The organism is Acinetobacter sp. Ac_5812 (assembly GCF_013072695.1).
Lineage (GTDB): Bacteria > Pseudomonadota > Gammaproteobacteria > Pseudomonadales > Moraxellaceae > Acinetobacter.
The window spans coordinates 41707-57751 of the sequence record NZ_LXUK01000025.1 but is presented as its reverse complement, the minus strand read 5'-3'; the positions used below and the strand labels follow the sequence as shown (position 1 = coordinate 57751).

The 16045-nt window shown below is 43.0% G+C and carries 15 protein-coding genes; 13 read left to right on the top strand and 2 right to left on the bottom strand.

Annotated elements, in window-relative coordinates; all coding sequences use genetic code 11:
• Window positions 1-25 precede the first annotated feature (25 nt).
• On the bottom strand, window positions 26-2836 hold the full coding sequence (locus A7P55_RS19215) for an ATP-binding protein (RefSeq protein ID WP_171553409.1): 2811 nt from the start codon (window positions 2834-2836) through the stop codon (window positions 26-28).
• A 149-nt stretch (window positions 2837-2985) separates the two neighbouring features.
• Between A7P55_RS19215 and cysM the strand changes: the two genes are divergently transcribed.
• The 5 genes from cysM (at window position 2986) to A7P55_RS19190 (ending at window position 8997) form a co-directional block, all read left to right on the top strand.
• Entirely contained in the window at window positions 2986-3909 is a 924-nt protein-coding gene (gene cysM / locus A7P55_RS19210) for a cysteine synthase CysM (RefSeq protein ID WP_016164677.1), read from the top strand.
• 88 nt (window positions 3910-3997) lie between these two features.
• Complete coding sequence (locus A7P55_RS19205; RefSeq protein WP_171553408.1) at window positions 3998-4819, top strand: 3'-5' exonuclease; 822 nt, start codon at window positions 3998-4000, stop codon at window positions 4817-4819.
• Between the two features lie 9 nt (window positions 4820-4828).
• Complete coding sequence (rlmD, locus tag A7P55_RS19200) at window positions 4829-6238, top strand: 23S rRNA (uracil(1939)-C(5))-methyltransferase RlmD (protein WP_171553407.1); 1410 nt, start codon at window positions 4829-4831, stop codon at window positions 6236-6238.
• 31 nt (window positions 6239-6269) lie between these two features.
• Window positions 6270-8576 (top strand): bifunctional (p)ppGpp synthetase/guanosine-3',5'-bis(diphosphate) 3'-pyrophosphohydrolase, encoded by a 2307-nt coding sequence (locus A7P55_RS19195; protein ID WP_171553406.1) that lies wholly within the window; start codon window positions 6270-6272, stop codon window positions 8574-8576.
• 31 nt (window positions 8577-8607) lie between these two features.
• Entirely contained in the window at window positions 8608-8997 is a 390-nt protein-coding gene (locus A7P55_RS19190) for a hypothetical protein (RefSeq protein ID WP_171553405.1), read from the top strand.
• Window positions 8998-9048: 51 nt separating this feature from the next.
• Here A7P55_RS19190 and A7P55_RS19185 read toward each other — a convergent pair whose 3' ends face one another.
• Window positions 9049-9822 (bottom strand): SDR family oxidoreductase, encoded by a 774-nt coding sequence (locus A7P55_RS19185; RefSeq protein WP_171553404.1) that lies wholly within the window; start codon window positions 9820-9822, stop codon window positions 9049-9051.
• Between the two features lie 101 nt (window positions 9823-9923).
• On the opposite strand from A7P55_RS19185, the gene mazG reads away from it, so the two are divergent.
• The 8 genes from mazG to A7P55_RS19145 all read left to right on the top strand — a co-directional run bounded on the left by mazG (window position 9924) and on the right by A7P55_RS19145 (window position 16043).
• Entirely contained in the window at window positions 9924-10730 is an 807-nt protein-coding gene (gene mazG, locus A7P55_RS19180) for a nucleoside triphosphate pyrophosphohydrolase (RefSeq protein WP_171553403.1), read from the top strand.
• Complete coding sequence (locus A7P55_RS19175) at window positions 10699-11127, top strand: ComEA family DNA-binding protein (protein ID WP_171553402.1); 429 nt, start codon at window positions 10699-10701, stop codon at window positions 11125-11127. The genes mazG and A7P55_RS19175 overlap by 32 nt, the downstream gene beginning before the upstream one ends.
• Before the next feature lie 140 nt (window positions 11128-11267).
• Window positions 11268-12722, top strand: coding sequence for a polynucleotide adenylyltransferase PcnB (gene pcnB / locus A7P55_RS19170; RefSeq protein WP_216078115.1), 1455 nt, complete (start codon window positions 11268-11270; stop codon window positions 12720-12722).
• Window positions 12719-13207 carry a 2-amino-4-hydroxy-6-hydroxymethyldihydropteridine diphosphokinase gene (gene folK, locus A7P55_RS19165; RefSeq protein WP_171553401.1) on the top strand — a complete coding sequence of 163 codons (489 nt, stop codon included), beginning with the start codon at window positions 12719-12721 and terminating at the stop codon, window positions 13205-13207. The genes pcnB and folK overlap by 4 nt, the downstream gene beginning before the upstream one ends.
• A gap of 39 nt (window positions 13208-13246) precedes the next feature.
• Window positions 13247-14056, top strand: coding sequence for a 3-methyl-2-oxobutanoate hydroxymethyltransferase (gene panB, locus A7P55_RS19160; RefSeq protein WP_004655682.1), 810 nt, complete (start codon window positions 13247-13249; stop codon window positions 14054-14056).
• Window positions 14057-14059: 3 nt separating this feature from the next.
• The gene (gene panC / locus A7P55_RS19155) at window positions 14060-14905 is read left to right on the top strand and encodes a pantoate--beta-alanine ligase (protein ID WP_171553400.1); all 846 of its coding nucleotides are present in this window, start codon (window positions 14060-14062) and stop codon (window positions 14903-14905) included.
• A gap of 20 nt (window positions 14906-14925) precedes the next feature.
• The gene (gene rapZ / locus A7P55_RS19150) at window positions 14926-15777 is read left to right on the top strand and encodes an RNase adapter RapZ (protein ID WP_005146575.1); all 852 of its coding nucleotides are present in this window, start codon (window positions 14926-14928) and stop codon (window positions 15775-15777) included.
• Complete coding sequence (locus A7P55_RS19145) at window positions 15774-16043, top strand: HPr family phosphocarrier protein (RefSeq protein WP_004804467.1); 270 nt, start codon at window positions 15774-15776, stop codon at window positions 16041-16043. Before rapZ ends, A7P55_RS19145 begins: the two co-directional genes overlap by 4 nt.
• Window positions 16044-16045 lie beyond the last annotated feature (2 nt).

The window sequence follows — 16045 nt, the reverse complement described above, 5'->3', positions numbered from 1 at the left end:
CTATCCAATATCCCAACTCACAGTTTTACGAGTCATGCGCATGTAGGATCAAGTTAGCCGCTTGTCTCACTTGTTCAATCGCCGTGCTGAGCTCATTGAAACGATGCGTGGTTTCACGAATAAACACATCATCCGCTTTACGGCGTTCTTTACGTAAGGTCGAGACAAATTGTTCAAACTCACCTGAGACTTGCTGTAAGTTTGGCGTACCGACATAGCGGGTCGCGCCATAAAGACGATGTAGGACATGCTCGAGTTGTGGAAAATCTTCCATTTCAATCAATTGCTGCATTTCCGCCAGTTCCGTATCGAAACTATCCACCAGCATATTCAATAGATCTTGCGCCAGATCTTCTTTGTTGGCTGCAAGTTGTACGCTTTGTTGCCAATTTAGGATTTGAGGATCAATAGATTCAATTGGTCGCTTGGGTTCAATGCTCGCAGGTTGGGCACTGAAGTTATTTTTGGTCCAATGGGTCAGGATTTGAATGATTTGCTCCATCTGAATCGGCTTGGTCACATAATCATTCATCCCAACTTTGAGCAGTTTCTGCTTTTCATCGGCCAAAGCATGTGCTGTGAGTGCAATAATTGGCAGTTGCATCCCATTATCAAGTGTTGATTCCAGTGAGCGAATGGCGCGAGTGGTATCAATCCCCGACATCACCGGCATTTGAATGTCCATAAATACCAAATCAAACGGCGGCGATTTTTGTTCGATTCGCTCTTGGATAATGTCGATGGCCTTTTGTCCGCTTAAGGCTTTGGTGGTGGTGACATTGAGCTCACCGAGTAAGGCTTCAAGTACAATCAAATTAGGCAGATGGTCATCCACAGCCAAGATGTGTAAACCTTGGCCATTAAAGTCTTCTGGTTCTTGCTCAAAAACAGGTTCATTGCCAAGTAACTGGACCAACTCACGACGACTCAATGGTTGATACAGCGGGCGAGCGCGATATTCGTTGAGCATGTTCGGCTCAAGACTCATCTGGTAACCATAAACCGCTAAGTTGCCATGATAGCGTTGACGAATCTCTTTGAGTAAGGCCTCTGTATCCCCACTATGATCGACAATTAACCAGGTATTTTCCTGCTGATTCAGGTGATTTAAACGGCTGAATAAGTCCAGAATGGATTGTGTCTCAATATGAGAGACATGATAATTCTCAAGGTATGAACGCAGTACGCTGGCCGTTGCAGGGTGGGCAAGATATGACACCACTTGCAGATGATCGAAATGAGGATGTTCAACAAACTCATCTTGTTCTTCAACTTTAAATGAGGCGGTGAACCAGAAGGTTGAGCCTTTCTCTGTCGGTGCACGCTCTTGGTTGTCTTCAAAACCGATTTGACCATGCATCAGATGCACCAGCTGTTTGGAAATCGCTAAACCTAATCCAGTACCACCGAATTGGCGGGTGACCGATGCATCGCCTTGAGAGAACGATTCAAACAGCTTTTTACGATCAGTGCCGCTGAGGCCAATTCCGCTGTCTTGTACACTAAAGTGCAATAGGCATTGTCCAATTTCATCATCTTCCATACGTACACGCACAATAATCTCACCATCAGGTGTGAATTTGATTGCATTGGAAATTAGATTAGTCAGAATCTGTTTAAAGCGTAAAGCATCTCCTACCACATGTTTTGGAATATTCTCTGCATAATAGAAGGCCATGTTGATATGCTTTTGTGCCGCTAGGGGCGAGAGCATATCCATCACATCGAAAATGGCTTCTTCAAGGTCAAACGGTGCAGTTTCAAGTTCGAGTTTGCCTGCATCAATTTTAGAGAAATCCAATACATCGTTAATCAGTGCCAATAAGTGTGCAGATGATTTTCGGATGGTTTGCAAATAAAGATTTTGCTCATTACTCAGATTCTGCTGACGCAGTAATAAGTGAATGAAGCCATCAATACTGTTCAAAGGTGTTCTAAGTTCATGACTGATATTGGCCAAAAACACCGACTTGGATTGGTTTGATGAAATCGCTTGGTCTCGTGCCTGACGATAGGTAATGTTCTGAACTTCTAGGGTATCGAGTGTTCGACGTAAGTCTTCTTCGGTTTGTTCGGTATGTTCTTTTAATTCTAAAAAACTAAAGTGCAGACGTTTTACCACATTGGCAATATCACGTTGCAGCAAACGCAGTTCACCCGTACTGTTCACGACAATATGCTGATCTAGGGTGTCGGCGTTGAGGCGTTGCATTTGCATGCGAATTTCATACAACGGTGCGAGCCAACGACGTGAGAACACGTTTAAACAGAACAGCAGAATCAGTATGGTGATCAGCCCAGTCACGACCAGAGACAGTAGAATTTTATAGCGAGCCAATTCGAGGGGTTGATTGTCTAATTCAATCATGAGCCAAACAGCGTTAGGGTCGCCACTGTCGAGCTTCGAACCATAGATGCTGTTGTGATTATGCGCAATTGGACCAAAGAAGTTGCTGTTTTCTGGGAAGTTTGGCCAAAAGCGATTGTTTTGATAGCCAACGCTTAAATAAGTCTGACCGCGATTATCAATCAATACTGCGCGCTGTAGGTTTTTTTCATCAAACATCTTCTGCATGATGTTTTGAGCACGATCATATTGATCGGGTTGTTCTTGTACCAGTTTTAATAAATCATTCGCGGTTTGATGGTAGCGCGCCAAAATGGCTGAAGCATCAGAGCGTTGTTGTGATTTTGCGGAGCTGGTCGTTTCGGATAAAACCCAAAGAATACCAACACCTGTCAAGATGGCAATCGGCACTAAAATCAGTGCAATCAATTGCCCATAAGCATGATTGAGGCGTAAGCGTTTCGATATGGTCTTATTGAAATTTGACATAGTACGGTCAGATTTATCATTCTGCGCAACATCTTAGCACGCTTTGTGAAAATCAAGGACATCTGCTTGCCAATAAAAAGCATAGTGAAAAGGTGCAGTATCTCTATTTTTTTCATACAATAGGCGCCACCTTGATATCGGTGTCGATCATGACGAATACGCAAACTGATTTTTTAGCAGATGAATTTTTACTGGACGATTATGTCGGTAAAACCCCTTTAGTACGTTTGCAACGTTTAGCGTGTCATACCCAAGCCACGGTATTAGCAAAATTAGAAGGTAATAATCCAGCAGGTTCAGTCAAAGATCGCCCTGCTTATAACATGATTGTTCAAGCGGAAAAGCGTGGGCAGATTCAGCCAGGGGATACCCTGATCGAAGCAACCAGTGGTAACACTGGGATTGCTTTGGCGATGGTTGCAGCGATGCGCGGCTATAAAATGAAGCTGATCATGCCGAACAATATGAGCCAAGAACGTAAAGATGCGATGTTGGCCTATGGCGCAGAGCTGATTGAAGTCACACAGCAGCAAGGCATGGAAGGTGCACGCGACCTAGCTTTACAAATGCAGGCTGAAGGCAAAGGCTTTGTGCTGAATCAGTTTGGTAATCCAGACAACGTCGAAGCACATTACCTGACGACTGGTCCAGAAATCTGGAAGCAAACGGGTGGGAAGATTACCCATTTTGTTAGCTCAATGGGGACAACGGGAACCATCATGGGTGTCTCTAAATATCTCAAAGAGCAAAACCCTGATATTCAAATTGTGGGTTTACAACCTTCAGACGGTTCAAGCATTGCGGGGATTCGCCGTTGGCCGGAAGAGTATTTGCCAACTATCTTTGATCGTCGCCGTGTCGATCGCATCATTGATATTCCACAGATTGAAGCTGAAAAAACCATGCGTAAGCTGGCGCGTACTGAGGGCATCAGTGCTGGAACATCTTCTGGTGGTGCAGTTTGGGCTTCGATCAAGATTGCTGAAGAATATCCTGATGCGGTGATTGTCTGCATTATCTGTGACCGCGGTGATCGTTATTTATCAACGGGATTATTCTCAGTACAAGATTAGAATCTCCCCCTTAACCCGCTCTTTTTAAAAGAGGGGGATCTCCTCCCTTTATAAAGGGAGGTTGGGAGGGATTTAAGGCGTTCCTAAAATGAATTTACGTTTTCCGATTTTAGTTTTTGATATTGAGACACTGACCGATTTAAAGGCAGGTGCGCATCTTTATCATCTTGATTTACCCGAAGCAGATGTTGAACAGGCACTGACCAAAATCCGTCGCCAAGAGTCAGGGGTAGATTTTCAACGCTTACCATTGCATGAAATTGTATGTATTTCTGGATTGTGGATTGATGAGAAAGGCTTTCGTCTATTTTCATTTAGTCAGGAGCAGCATAGCGAAGCTGAAATGTTGGCAAAATTCTTATCGATCTTTGACAAGAAACAACCCACATTAGTCAGTTGGAATGGTTCGCAATTTGATTTGCCTGTCATTCTATTTCGCGCTATGTATCATGGTTTGTCTGCACCAAGCCTGTTTGATCAAGGTGAAATTGATCATCAAAAGCGTTTTAATAATTATCAGAACCGTTACCACCATCGTCATGTTGATTTGATGGATGTGATGGCAATGTTTAATGGCCGTAATTTCCAAAAATTGGATGATATGGCTTGTTTACTCGGGTTCCCTGGGAAACGCGGTGAAACTGGCTATCACGTGCCTGAATATGTACGTAACAAACAATGGTTAGAATTGACCCGTTATTGTGAAGGCGATGTGTTGAATACATGGTTGCTCTATATTCGTTGGTTATTGTTGAAAGGCCAATTGAATCAATCAGATCACCAACAGTTACTGCAATCAACGATTGCTTATTTACAAACGCAAACGCAACAAACAGAATTTTTACAGGTATGGCAGCAAACATCGCAATATACTGTATTCACCGCAGATACTTTTGCGCCAAAAAATTAGGTTCATCTTTTGAAACACAAAGCGAAACAACGTCCAGCTCAATATCCAACATACACCTTTCAGATTGAAGCTTTTTCTCATGAGGGGCGTGGTATTGCGCATTATGGAACACATCCAGATCATCCTAAAGAAAAACACGGCAAGAAAGTTTTTATCCGTTATGCCCTCGTCGGGGAAACGGTGCAGGCAAAAATTACCAATCAAACTTCGCGTCTAGAAGAGGCGGACATGATCACGCTGGAAAGTGAAGCGGCTGAAAGTCGAGTCGATCCAATGTGTCCGCATTTTGGGGTGTGTGGCGGCTGCAGCTTGCAGCACATTCATCCTGATGAACAGATTTTGTTAAAGCAGAATGTTTTAAAATCTCACTTACAACATTTTGCAGGCTTACAGCCAGAACAATGGCTCGATCCGATTCGTTCGGTTAAAGCAGATTATCGTCGCCGTGCCCGAATCGGGGTACGCTATATTGCCAAGCAAAATCGTTTGGTGATGGGTTTTCGTGAGCATCATAGTAATCATTTAACTGAAATTCAGCAGTGTAAGGTACTTGATCAAACCTTATCCGAATGTTTACCAGAACTTAAGAAACTACTCGAAAGTCTTACAGGCAAAGCGCATATTGGTCATATAGAATTAGCCATGGGAGACTCTGAGGTTGCATTATTAATTCGCCACTTAGATGAATTAAATGTGTCGGATGTCAACCAATTACGTCAATTTACGTTACTCAAAGGATGGCAGTTGTATTTGCAGCCAAAAGGGGCAGATAGCTTACATCGCGTGGATGATTCACAAGCGGCAATGCGTTTGCATTACAGTTTGGATGATTTTGCTGTCAAATTCGCGTTTTCACCGTTGGACTTTACGCAGGTCAACAGTGGTGTAAATGCACAGATGATTCACTTGGCATGTGAATTGCTTCAATTACAGAAAGGGGAAAGAGTACTTGACCTATTCTGTGGGTTGGGTAATTTTTCACTCCCGATTGCACGTTGTGTGGGTGAGGCAGGTCAAGTGGTCGGTGTTGAAGCGAGTGATGAGATGGTTAACAGAGCAACTGAGAATGCGCAAGCAAATCATTTGTCTCAGGCAGCGTTCTTTTCACAAGATTTAACAAAAGACTTTTCGCATCATTCTTGGGCGAAACAAGGATTTGATGCATTATTAATTGATCCTCCACGATCAGGTGCATTTGAAGTTATGCAATATGTACCTAATTTTGGAGCGAAAAGAATCGTTTATGTTTCATGTAACCCATCAACACTGGCAAGGGATGCAGGTGTACTGGCACAATATGGCTATCAATTGAAGAAAGCAGCAGTCATGGACATGTTTACGCATACTGAACATGTTGAATCGATTGCCCTGTTTGAAAAAGTTGAACGGCTTGAAAAAATCGAAGAGATAAACGATTAAAAAATGAGTTACATATCCAGAGGAGAAAGGTATGGTCACAGTACGTGAGCAGTTACCTGGGCGGCTCCAAGAGCTGTCTGAGGAAGCGACTGTAGAACATGCCGCTGAAGCGCAAAGTAGTCTAGTCTCTTGGCTAGATCGAGTGCGTGGTATTTTGGATGGGGCAGAGCTGAAGCAACTTCAACAGGTTGCGGAGCTGACCTTAGCAAAAGAGTTACAAGCAACGGAAAATCATCGTATCAATACCTTTAGTACTGGTATTGGCATGGCGGATATTCTGGCCCATTTACATGTCGATGAAGATACGCTTTCAGCGGCGGTGTTGTATCGTAGTGTACGTGAAGGGTTGATTACCTTAGAGGATATTCAACAACAGTTTGGCGAGCAAGTTTTGGCTTTGGTTCAAGGCACACTTGCAATGGGTAAACTGTCTGAGTTGATTGAAAAGAATAAACGTCTAGAAGATCATTTTAATAATAACCAGCGCGAACACTTAAATGGCATTTATAAAATGCTGATTTCAGTGACGGAAGATGTTCGTGTTGTCCTGATCAAACTGGCAGAGCGGACCTATGCTTTGCGTGAGCTGGCGACTGCAAGCAAAGAGCGTCAGGAGCGTGTGGCACGCGAAATTCTCACCATTTATTCTCCATTGGCACACCGTTTAGGGATTGCCCAGCTCAAGTGGGAATTGGAAGATCTTGCCTTTCGTTATTTAGCCCCAGAACGTTATAAAGAAATTGCATCTTTATTGAACGAAAAACGTTTGGAGCGTGAGCAGTATATTCAGTTTGTCATCGATAAATTGAAAACTGAACTGGCGGCTTATGATATTCAGGCCGAAATCACAGGGCGTGTGAAGCACATTTATTCGATTTATCGAAAAATGAAAAGCAAAAATCTGAGCTTCGATCAGCTTTACGATATCCGTGCAGTGCGTGTATTGGTGAAAAGTGTCCCTGATTGTTATCACGCTTTGGGTATCGTACATCAGATATGGCGTCATATTCCGAACCAGTTTGATGACTACGTCACTAATCCGAAAGCCAATGGTTATCGCTCATTGCATACCGCGGTGATTGCTGAGAATAAGTCTTTAGAAGTACAAATCCGTACCTTTGAGATGCATAACGAAGCAGAGCTTGGGGTGTGCTCGCACTTTAACTATAAAGAAGGTGCCAAGAATACAGATCATTCTTTTAATGATCGTTTGCATTCATTACGTGCCGTGCTTGAGCATTATCAAGAGCGTACTGAAACCACCCCACATGGTGAGGATGACGAGTCGAATGGTATTGATCAAATTCAAGATTTTGAGAATTTTGAAAAGATCTATGTGTTTAGTCGTGATGGAGACATCAAAGAGTTGCCACGTGGCTCAACCGTTCTCGATTTTGCTTATCATGTGCATACCGAAGTCGGCAATAAGTGCTATGCAGCACGTGTAAACCAACGTTATGTGCCCTTAACTTACACCTTAAAGACCGGTGAACAGGTTGAGATTTTAACCAAGAAAGATCGTGAACCGAACCGTGACTGGTTGGTGAACTCGCTGGGTTATATCAAAACCGCACGTGCACGTGACAAGCTACGTCATTGGTTTAGACAACAAGATCGCAGTAAGAATGTTGAAGTTGGGCGTGAGTTGCTCAATAAAGAGTTGGCCCGTTTAGCGATTCACCCGAAAAGTATCGACCTGAAAGATTATTCATCGCATTTTAATCTGAAAGCAGGTGATGATATTCTGGTTGCCTTGGTCAGTGGTGATATCAGCCTGCATGCCTTGATGAATCAAGTGAATCGTCAGATGCACTTGGATCAGGACGAGCCAGAACTGGTGTTAAAACCTGCGTTAAATCCACGTGCTAGCCATACTTTATCGGCGCATGGGATTTTGATTGATGGGTTGGATAATGTTGAGTTGCATATTGCGCAATGTTGTCAGCCTGTACATGGTGAGTCGATTGGCGGATATATTACTTTGAACCGTGGTGTCAGCATTCACAAGATTGCGTGTCCAGATTATTTACGTATGACCACGCAAGAACCTGAGCGTGCGGTTGAAGCCGATTGGGAAATGCAGCCAACCCGCGGTCAGAGTGTGCAGATCGTGGTAGAAGCGTATGATCGTCGTGGTTTACTCAAAGATTTGACACAGGTGATTTTCTCAGACCAAATCAATATTCGTCAGGTCAATACCATTTCTGAGGCAGATGGTATTGCCAATATGAAGTTATTGATTGAAGTCAAAGGCTTGGCACAGTTGTCACGTTTGTTGGCTCGTTTAGAGCAGCAACCTGGGATTATCAGTGCCAGACGTTTGGTTCAAGGTAGCTAATTGATCATATTTCGGAAGGGATGATCATACGATGCCTCGTGCAAAGTTAATCTCGACTAGAGGGCGATATTTAGCTGCTGTGATCGAGGTTGATCAACAGATCTATCATGTATTTGATGAGTTTAGCCTTGATGAGGTGAAGAACGAGGAGCAGCACTGTTTTGATTTTGACTGGTCGATACAGTGTGCTGATGATGAAAGTTGGGATGAAATATTCAACAATAACGCCGAACAAAAGTATGGTTTAGTGCATCTTAGCGGTTGGGCTTATCATGCATTTGGTCAAATTATTGATGTGAATCCCGTTGTCGTTGATTGTCAGGTTTTACAGGTTGAAGATGTTGTGGTTTCAAGTGATGAACATCTGATAGGTGAGTGGGTGGGTTTCACGATTTGCCGTTTAGGCTGTTTTAGCAATTAATGATTCAAGTTATTAAAAAGAGGCTTTAATGTATTTAAAGCCTCTTTTTTTTTAGCGCTTCGCTAAAAAGAGATTGGTGAGTCGGTTTAAGAACTGTGGGCTCATGCTGGATAACTGATACATCAGTTTGGTTTTTATCCCAACAGGGGTGTGGGTTGGAAGCAAGGCATGGTCTTTTTGTTGCGCCAAATGCAGCACTTGTTTTGCGACATCGGCAGGGGTTAAATCGACACCAATATTTTGAATACTCCCAGCATCCATATCTTTCACCATACTGGTTTGTACAAACAGGGGCATCACGTCTAAGACACGAATATTGTATTTTTGCCATTCCACGTCCAACGCTTCGGTTAAACCGCGCACAGCAAACTTGCTGGCTGAGTAAGAAGCTAGATCGGCCTGACCATAAATCGCGGATGCTGAGGACAGGTTAATCACTCGGGCAAAGCTGGCTTGTTGTAGATGGACTAAGGCGGTGTGACAGCCATTGAGAACACCCTTAACATTAATATCAATGGTGCGGTGATGCGATTGGATTGGTGTATTTTCAAATGCGCCAGAATACAAAATGCCTGCATTGTTAATCAAAATGTTGAGTTCACCTGCCCAATTCTGAAATTCTTGCAATGCAGTTTGCCATTGGTCGTAATTACTCACATCGAGGTAACCTGCTTTGGCATGTACTCCAAGTTCTGCAGCTAAAGCCTGTGCTTGTTCTTCATTGATGTCATAGATTCCGACTTTAAAGCCTTTTTGATGAAAAAGACGGGCAATTTCAGCGCCAATTCCTTGTGCGGCGCCACTAATAAAAACACTATATGGCATGACTTTCCCTTGCTTTATATTGATAATTTTTGCGTGCGTGTATATTACGCATATGCAGCTTGGTGCTGCAACAATTTGCTTATTTGGGTTTGGAGATCATCATGGAAAAATTATTGGCAATCATGCAAGAGTTAAGACAAAAATGCCCGTGGGATCAACAACAAACCCCTGAAAGTTTGACACGATATGCCATTGAGGAGGCATATGAAGTTGAGGCTGCAATTCGCTCTGGTGAGGTGAATGAAATCCGCAATGAACTCGGTGATTTATTATTACAAGTGGTGTTTCAATCTCAAATGTTTGATGAAAAAGGATTATTTAACTTTCAAGATGTGGTGGAAGCCATTAGTGAAAAATTAATTCGTCGCCATCCGCATGTATTTCAGGCTGAAAAATATCAAAATTTGGATTCCGAGCAGGTCAGTGAGTTGTGGAAACAAATCAAACAACAAGAAAAACAAGGTAAAATACAGTCAAGGTTAGATGAGATTAAACATGCGCCAGCCTTGGTTCAGTCACATGAAATTCAGAGCAAAGCCGCTCAGTTAGGCTTTGATTTTGAAAGTGTGGATGATGCTTATGCCAAATTAGATGAAGAGTTAGAAGAGTTACAACAGGCAATAAAAAGCCAAGATGTTGATCATATTCAAGAAGAGTTCGGTGATTGTTTATTTTCTTTAATCAATGTGGGGAGAAAGTTGGGGGTGTCGAGTGAGACCGCACTACTGGCAACAATCCATAAATTTAGAAGCCGTTTTGCTTTTATTGAACAACAAGCTCAACAACAACAGAAAGACTTGCAAGCAATGAGTTTGGCTGAAATGGACGAACTCTGGGAGCAAGCTAAACAACAATTAAAATCTCAGGAGAAAGACAATGAAGTTGCCGCATCTCCGCAGCAAACTTAATTTTTTTATAGGCTTCATTCTCTGCTTGGGAGGTGCTTCACACCTCCACGCACAGCAGTTTGACCAATCTTATCAGCAATGGAAAGCACAGCAGCAAGCGCGTGATCAGCAATTGGCGAAGCAGTCGGACAATAATTATTATTTATCTCGACCAACGCAGCAGCACACTTCAAAGCAAGTTCCATCATCTGTAAATATTCAGGGTGATAAAATAAGCCTGAACCAAGCGAGTTTGCTGCAATTACAGCTATTAAATGGTGTTGGCGAGAAAAAAGCGCAAGCCATTATGGAGTATCGGCAAAAAAATGGTGGCTTTAAACAAGTTGACGAGTTAATGAATATCAAAGGCATTGGGCCAAAATTACTTGAAAAAAATAGAGCAAGGCTCATGTTATGAACTTGGAACGGTAGAAATCGGATTGATTAGGCAGACTGAACTGTTGAAACTTCCAACAGAATAAATTGCCCTTTGTGTGTGTTAGAGCTATGATTAGCGACAAATTGTTATTTACGTCCTGACGTAGGAGACAGTGTCTTTTGCAAACTTTGCGTGCGTCAAAATGTGGTTTGTCCACAACTCAACTCCCTTCCTCAATTCTAGATGTGATTGATAGCCTAACAAAAGCAGGCTACGAGGCATATATTGTGGGTGGTGGTGTTCGAGACATGATGTTAGGTCTTAATCCAAAGGATTTTGACGCGGTTACTAATGCTACACCAGCTCAAGTCAAAGAGGTTTTTGGTCGACGTTGCCGAATTATCGGACGACGTTTTGAGTTAGCACATGTCTATTCTGGTCGCGAACTGATCGAAGTCGCGACCTTCCGTGCTCCACCGAAAAAAGCAGTCACCAGTGCATCTGGGATGATTCTTCGTGATAATAACTGGGGAACGATTGAGCAAGACTTTGCTCGTCGAGACTTTTCGATCAATACTTTGTACTACCAGCCGCGAAAAGGGGTTGTACTTGATTTCTGCCATGCAGTAGATGATATCAATACCCGGACCTTGCGTTTTCTGGGGGAACCTGCACAGCGTTTTGAAGAAGATCCTGTGCGCATGTTGCGTGCTTTGCGCTTTGCCGCAAAATTGAATTTTAAAATTGATCAATCCATTCTTGATGTTTTTGATGCTGAGATGACGCAATTATTGCGTGATGTTTCGCCACATCGTTTATATGATGAGTCTCAAAAACTATTCACCATGGGACATCTGACCCGTGTTCTACCGATGTTGATTGAGTTTGGTGTTTGGAAACAGCTATTTGCTGAAATTCCACCGAATCTTACTGCCTTTATTGAGCGTGCAGCACGGAATACCGATCAGCGAATTCAAGTTGGTAAAACCATTAATCCAGCATTTTTCTATGCTGTATTGTTATGGAAGCCATTTTTAGAGCGTTGTGACGCCTATCTAAGTAAAGGGGTTGTTCCTGCGGAAGCGCGTGCACAAGCTGGTTTGGATGTGTTGAAGCGTCAAGCGACGCGCACCATTATTCCTCGTTTTGCTGAAACCTTTATTCGTGAAGTTTGGGAAATGCAAACCCGTTTGCTTAATCCAAAACCACAACAAATCGAAGCACTGGCTGGACATGCGCGTTTCCGTGCAGGATTTGACTTCCTGCTGTTGCGGGAAAAATCAGGTGATAGCAGTACTGAAGGTATGGGCGTTTGGTGGGAAGCCTACCAAGAAATGACCACAGACCAAAAAGAAGCGGTGATTCGTCAATACAACCGTCAACGTAGTAAGACACGTCGTAAAGCAGCTGAAGTGGATGAGCCGAAGACGACTGAAATTGAGCCTTTGGTCAATGTACCTGAGCCGAGAAGTCATCGAGGCAAAAAAGAGCGTGTTAGAGCTGATGAGTCGGCCAGCCGCTTTATTGAAAAAGCATCTTCGACTTCAGGTCAAATCAATGCAGATCATCCGATTCTCAAGCGTAAACGTGTACAACGCGATTTAAGCCATGTTGTTTTCGGACCGACACAATGACCATTCGTACCTATATCGGCTTGGGGAGTAACTTAGGTGATTCGCAACAGATTCTGAGTGAAGCTGTTGCGAAGCTCGCGACCTTGGGAGCTGTACAGGTATCACGACTTTATCAAAGTCCGCCGATGGGACCGCAAGATCAACCCAACTATTTAAATGCCGTTGTTCAATTGGACACCACGCTAGCACCACTTGCTTTACTTGATCAATTACAACAATTTGAGCAAGAGTCTGGACGTGTCCGGTTACGACGCTGGGGAGAGCGTACCCTTGATCTGGATTTATTAATCTATGGTCAAGAGCAGATCCAAAATGAACGTTTGACCGTGCCGCACATTGGTCTCTTGCAACGTGATTTTGTGATTATTCCCTTATTAGATTTAGATGCTCATTTACAATTAAATGGACATTCATTAAAAGATTTAGAACTGGTGCAGCAAGCAAACTTGACTGTAATAGCAGACCAGTCTTGGGCAAGTGCTTAAGACTGTTTCGTTCTGGAAACGCCTGTAGAGGACATCATCATGATTAGTCTAAGTGACTTAAGAAAGTTTAAAGCCGAAGGACGTAAGTTCTCATGCCTCACTTGCTATGATGCAAGTATGGCGAAAGCGATGGAATTGGCTGAAATTGATACGATTTTAATCGGTGACTCTCTAGGAATGGCGATTCAAGGCAGAGACTCTACACTTCCTGTCACTGTCGAAGATATGGCTTACCATACCGCAGCTGTACGTCGCGGTAACGCACATGCCTTAATCATGACTGATTTGCCATTTATGAGCTATGCAACGCTTGAAGATGGCTTGAAAAATGCCAAGACTGTGATGCAAGTCGGTGCACAAATGGTCAAGATCGAAGGTGGGGCTTGGCTTAGCGAATTGGTTACGGTATTAACCCGTAATGGTATCCCTGTCTGTGTCCATTTAGGTCTAACACCACAATCTGTGCACGTGTTTGGCGGCTATAAGCTTCAAGCAAGAACACGCGAAGCCGCGGATCAATTGATCGCAGATTGCCAAGCGGTGGTTGATGCGGGCGCTGCTGTTTTATTACTTGAGTGTGTCCCAGCTCAACTGGGCAAAGAGATTGCTGAATTATTCCCGAATACGCCAGTGATTGGAATTGGTGCGGGCAATGAAACAGATGGTCAAGTGCTGGTGGTACAGGACATGCTTGGTTTGACCTTTGGTCGCGTGGCACGTTTTGTGCGCAACTTTATGAAAGAGCAAGCGGGTGAAACTGCAATTGTTGATGCGTTTAAATCGTATCATGCCGCAGTGCAAGATCAGTCGTTCCCTGCCAAGGAACATACCTTTCAAGTTGAGCTTTAATTCATGAAAACTGAAACAACAATACAAGGCTTAACCGCATCATTGGCACCTGCGCGCAGCTCAAAAAAATTAATTGGTTTTGTACCGACCATGGGGAATTTGCACGAAGGTCATTTGACTTTGGTGCGTGAAGCAAAAAAACTGTGTGATGTGGTGGTGGTCAGTATTTTCGTCAATCCAATTCAATTTGGTGCTGGCGAAGATTTCGATAGTTATCCACGTACTTTAGAGCAAGATAGCCGTTTATTGGCAGATGTGGGGTGCGATATTATTTTCGCACCATCTGTTGAGCAAATGTACGGTACTCAACCGCGTTTAACCAATATCAGCATTGGTCAAATTACCGATGATCTTTGTGGTCAATCGCGTCCTGGCCATTTTGATGGTGTTGCTGTTGTTGTCACTAAGCTTTTCAATATTGTACATCCAGACTATGCTTTCTTTGGCCAAAAAGATTATCAGCAATTGGCTGTAATTCGTCAGTTGGTTCAAGACTTGAACATGCCATTAGAAGTCATTGGTGTACCGATTGTTCGTGCTGAAGATGGTCTTGCTTTAAGCTCGCGTAATGGGTATTTGACTGAACAGCAACGTGCTGTCGCACCGACGATTTACCAGTTGCTCAAACAAGCCGAACAGCAATTGCATGAAGGGCAAGCTTTGTCACAAGTGTTAGAAAATATCTCTGCTCAATTGACACAAGTGGGTTTTGTTGTGGATTATGTGGAAGCTCGACAAACCAACTTGCAACCTATTCAACAATTTGACCAAAACTTGGTGTTATTTATTGCGGCCAAGCTCGGTTCAACACGGTTGATTGATAACCTACAAATCGACTTTAAAACATAAAAAATGAAGGGCAAAACGCCATGAAGCGTATTCTTATCGTTACAGGTCAATCCGGTTCAGGAAAATCCTCTGCATTACAAGTGCTTGAAGACTTGGGCTATTATTGTATAGATAACTTACCTTTGGCGTTATTGCCTGAAATTGTGGCAAAACTAGATCATGAAAATAATCTGGAGCAACTTGCGCTTGGGGTCGATATTCGAAGTACCCGTGCAGATATGCAAGAGTTTGATCATGTCTTTGAGCAATTAAAAAGACATGGTTCGGTCGATGTGATCTACCTGACCACTCAGGATCAAGATTTGATTGCGCGTTTTAGTGCATCGCGTCGACCACATCCTTTGGCCAGTCGTTTTAATAGTCTGTTGCAATGTATCCAAGAAGAGAAGCAATTGCTCATTCCGATACAATTCCGTTCCACAGTACATATTGATACCACTGATAAAAGTGTTCATGATTTAAAACATATTTTATTGTCTAAGCTTGGGCAGTCAGATAATTTAATCGTCATTTTACAGTCCTTTGGTTATAAGCATGGTATTCCGTTAGACGCAGATTATGTTTTTGACGTACGACATTTACCAAATCCACATTGGGATTTAGAATTACGCCGTTTTTCAGGTTTAGATGAGCCTGTACGCCGCTTTTTAGAAGGTAGTCAACAAACCAACGAAATGTTTGAAGATATTTATACTTTTCTAGATAAGTGGTTGCCTGCTTTTGCAGAAGGGCATCGCCATTACATGACCATTTCTGTGGGATGTACGGGCGGGCAACATCGGTCGGTTTATATTGTAGATAGACTCAAACAAGCCCTTGAGGCAAAATGGGCTGTCCAAATCTTACATAGAGAAATGAAGCACTGGTCATGATAGACACAACAATTGATGTAATTAATAAACTCGGCTTACATGCTCGTGCATCTGGTAAACTTATTGAAGTGACGACGAAATTCCGTTCTTCTATCCAAATTGGTAAGGGCGATAAGTTGGTCGATGCAAAAAATATTATGTCATTGTTGATGTTGGGTGCAGGTAAAGGCACCACATTAAGATTGGTAATTGAAGGTGCTGATGAAGATAAGGCACTGGAAGAAATTCAAACGCTGTTCGCAGCAAAATTTTACGAGGCAGAGTAATA

Coding starts and splice junctions, on each gene's coding strand:
- mazG (WP_171553403.1), top strand. CDS start 9,924: ATGGAAAAATTATTGGCAATCATGCAAGAGTTAAGACAAAAATGCCCG.
- cysM (WP_016164677.1), top strand. CDS start 2,986: ATGACGAATACGCAAACTGATTTTTTAGCAGATGAATTTTTACTGGAC.
- rapZ (WP_005146575.1), top strand. CDS start 14,926: ATGAAGCGTATTCTTATCGTTACAGGTCAATCCGGTTCAGGAAAATCC.
- panC (WP_171553400.1), top strand. CDS start 14,060: ATGAAAACTGAAACAACAATACAAGGCTTAACCGCATCATTGGCACCT.
- A7P55_RS19195 (WP_171553406.1), top strand. CDS start 6,270: ATGGTCACAGTACGTGAGCAGTTACCTGGGCGGCTCCAAGAGCTGTCT.
- panB (WP_004655682.1), top strand. CDS start 13,247: ATGATTAGTCTAAGTGACTTAAGAAAGTTTAAAGCCGAAGGACGTAAG.
- A7P55_RS19215 (WP_171553409.1), bottom strand. CDS start 2,836: ATGTCAAATTTCAATAAGACCATATCGAAACGCTTACGCCTCAATCAT.
- A7P55_RS19185 (WP_171553404.1), bottom strand. CDS start 9,822: ATGCCATATAGTGTTTTTATTAGTGGCGCCGCACAAGGAATTGGCGCT.
- A7P55_RS19190 (WP_171553405.1), top strand. CDS start 8,608: ATGCCTCGTGCAAAGTTAATCTCGACTAGAGGGCGATATTTAGCTGCT.
- A7P55_RS19175 (WP_171553402.1), top strand. CDS start 10,699: ATGAAGTTGCCGCATCTCCGCAGCAAACTTAATTTTTTTATAGGCTTC.
- A7P55_RS19205 (WP_171553408.1), top strand. CDS start 3,998: ATGAATTTACGTTTTCCGATTTTAGTTTTTGATATTGAGACACTGACC.
- A7P55_RS19145 (WP_004804467.1), top strand. CDS start 15,774: ATGATAGACACAACAATTGATGTAATTAATAAACTCGGCTTACATGCT.
- folK (WP_171553401.1), top strand. CDS start 12,719: ATGACCATTCGTACCTATATCGGCTTGGGGAGTAACTTAGGTGATTCG.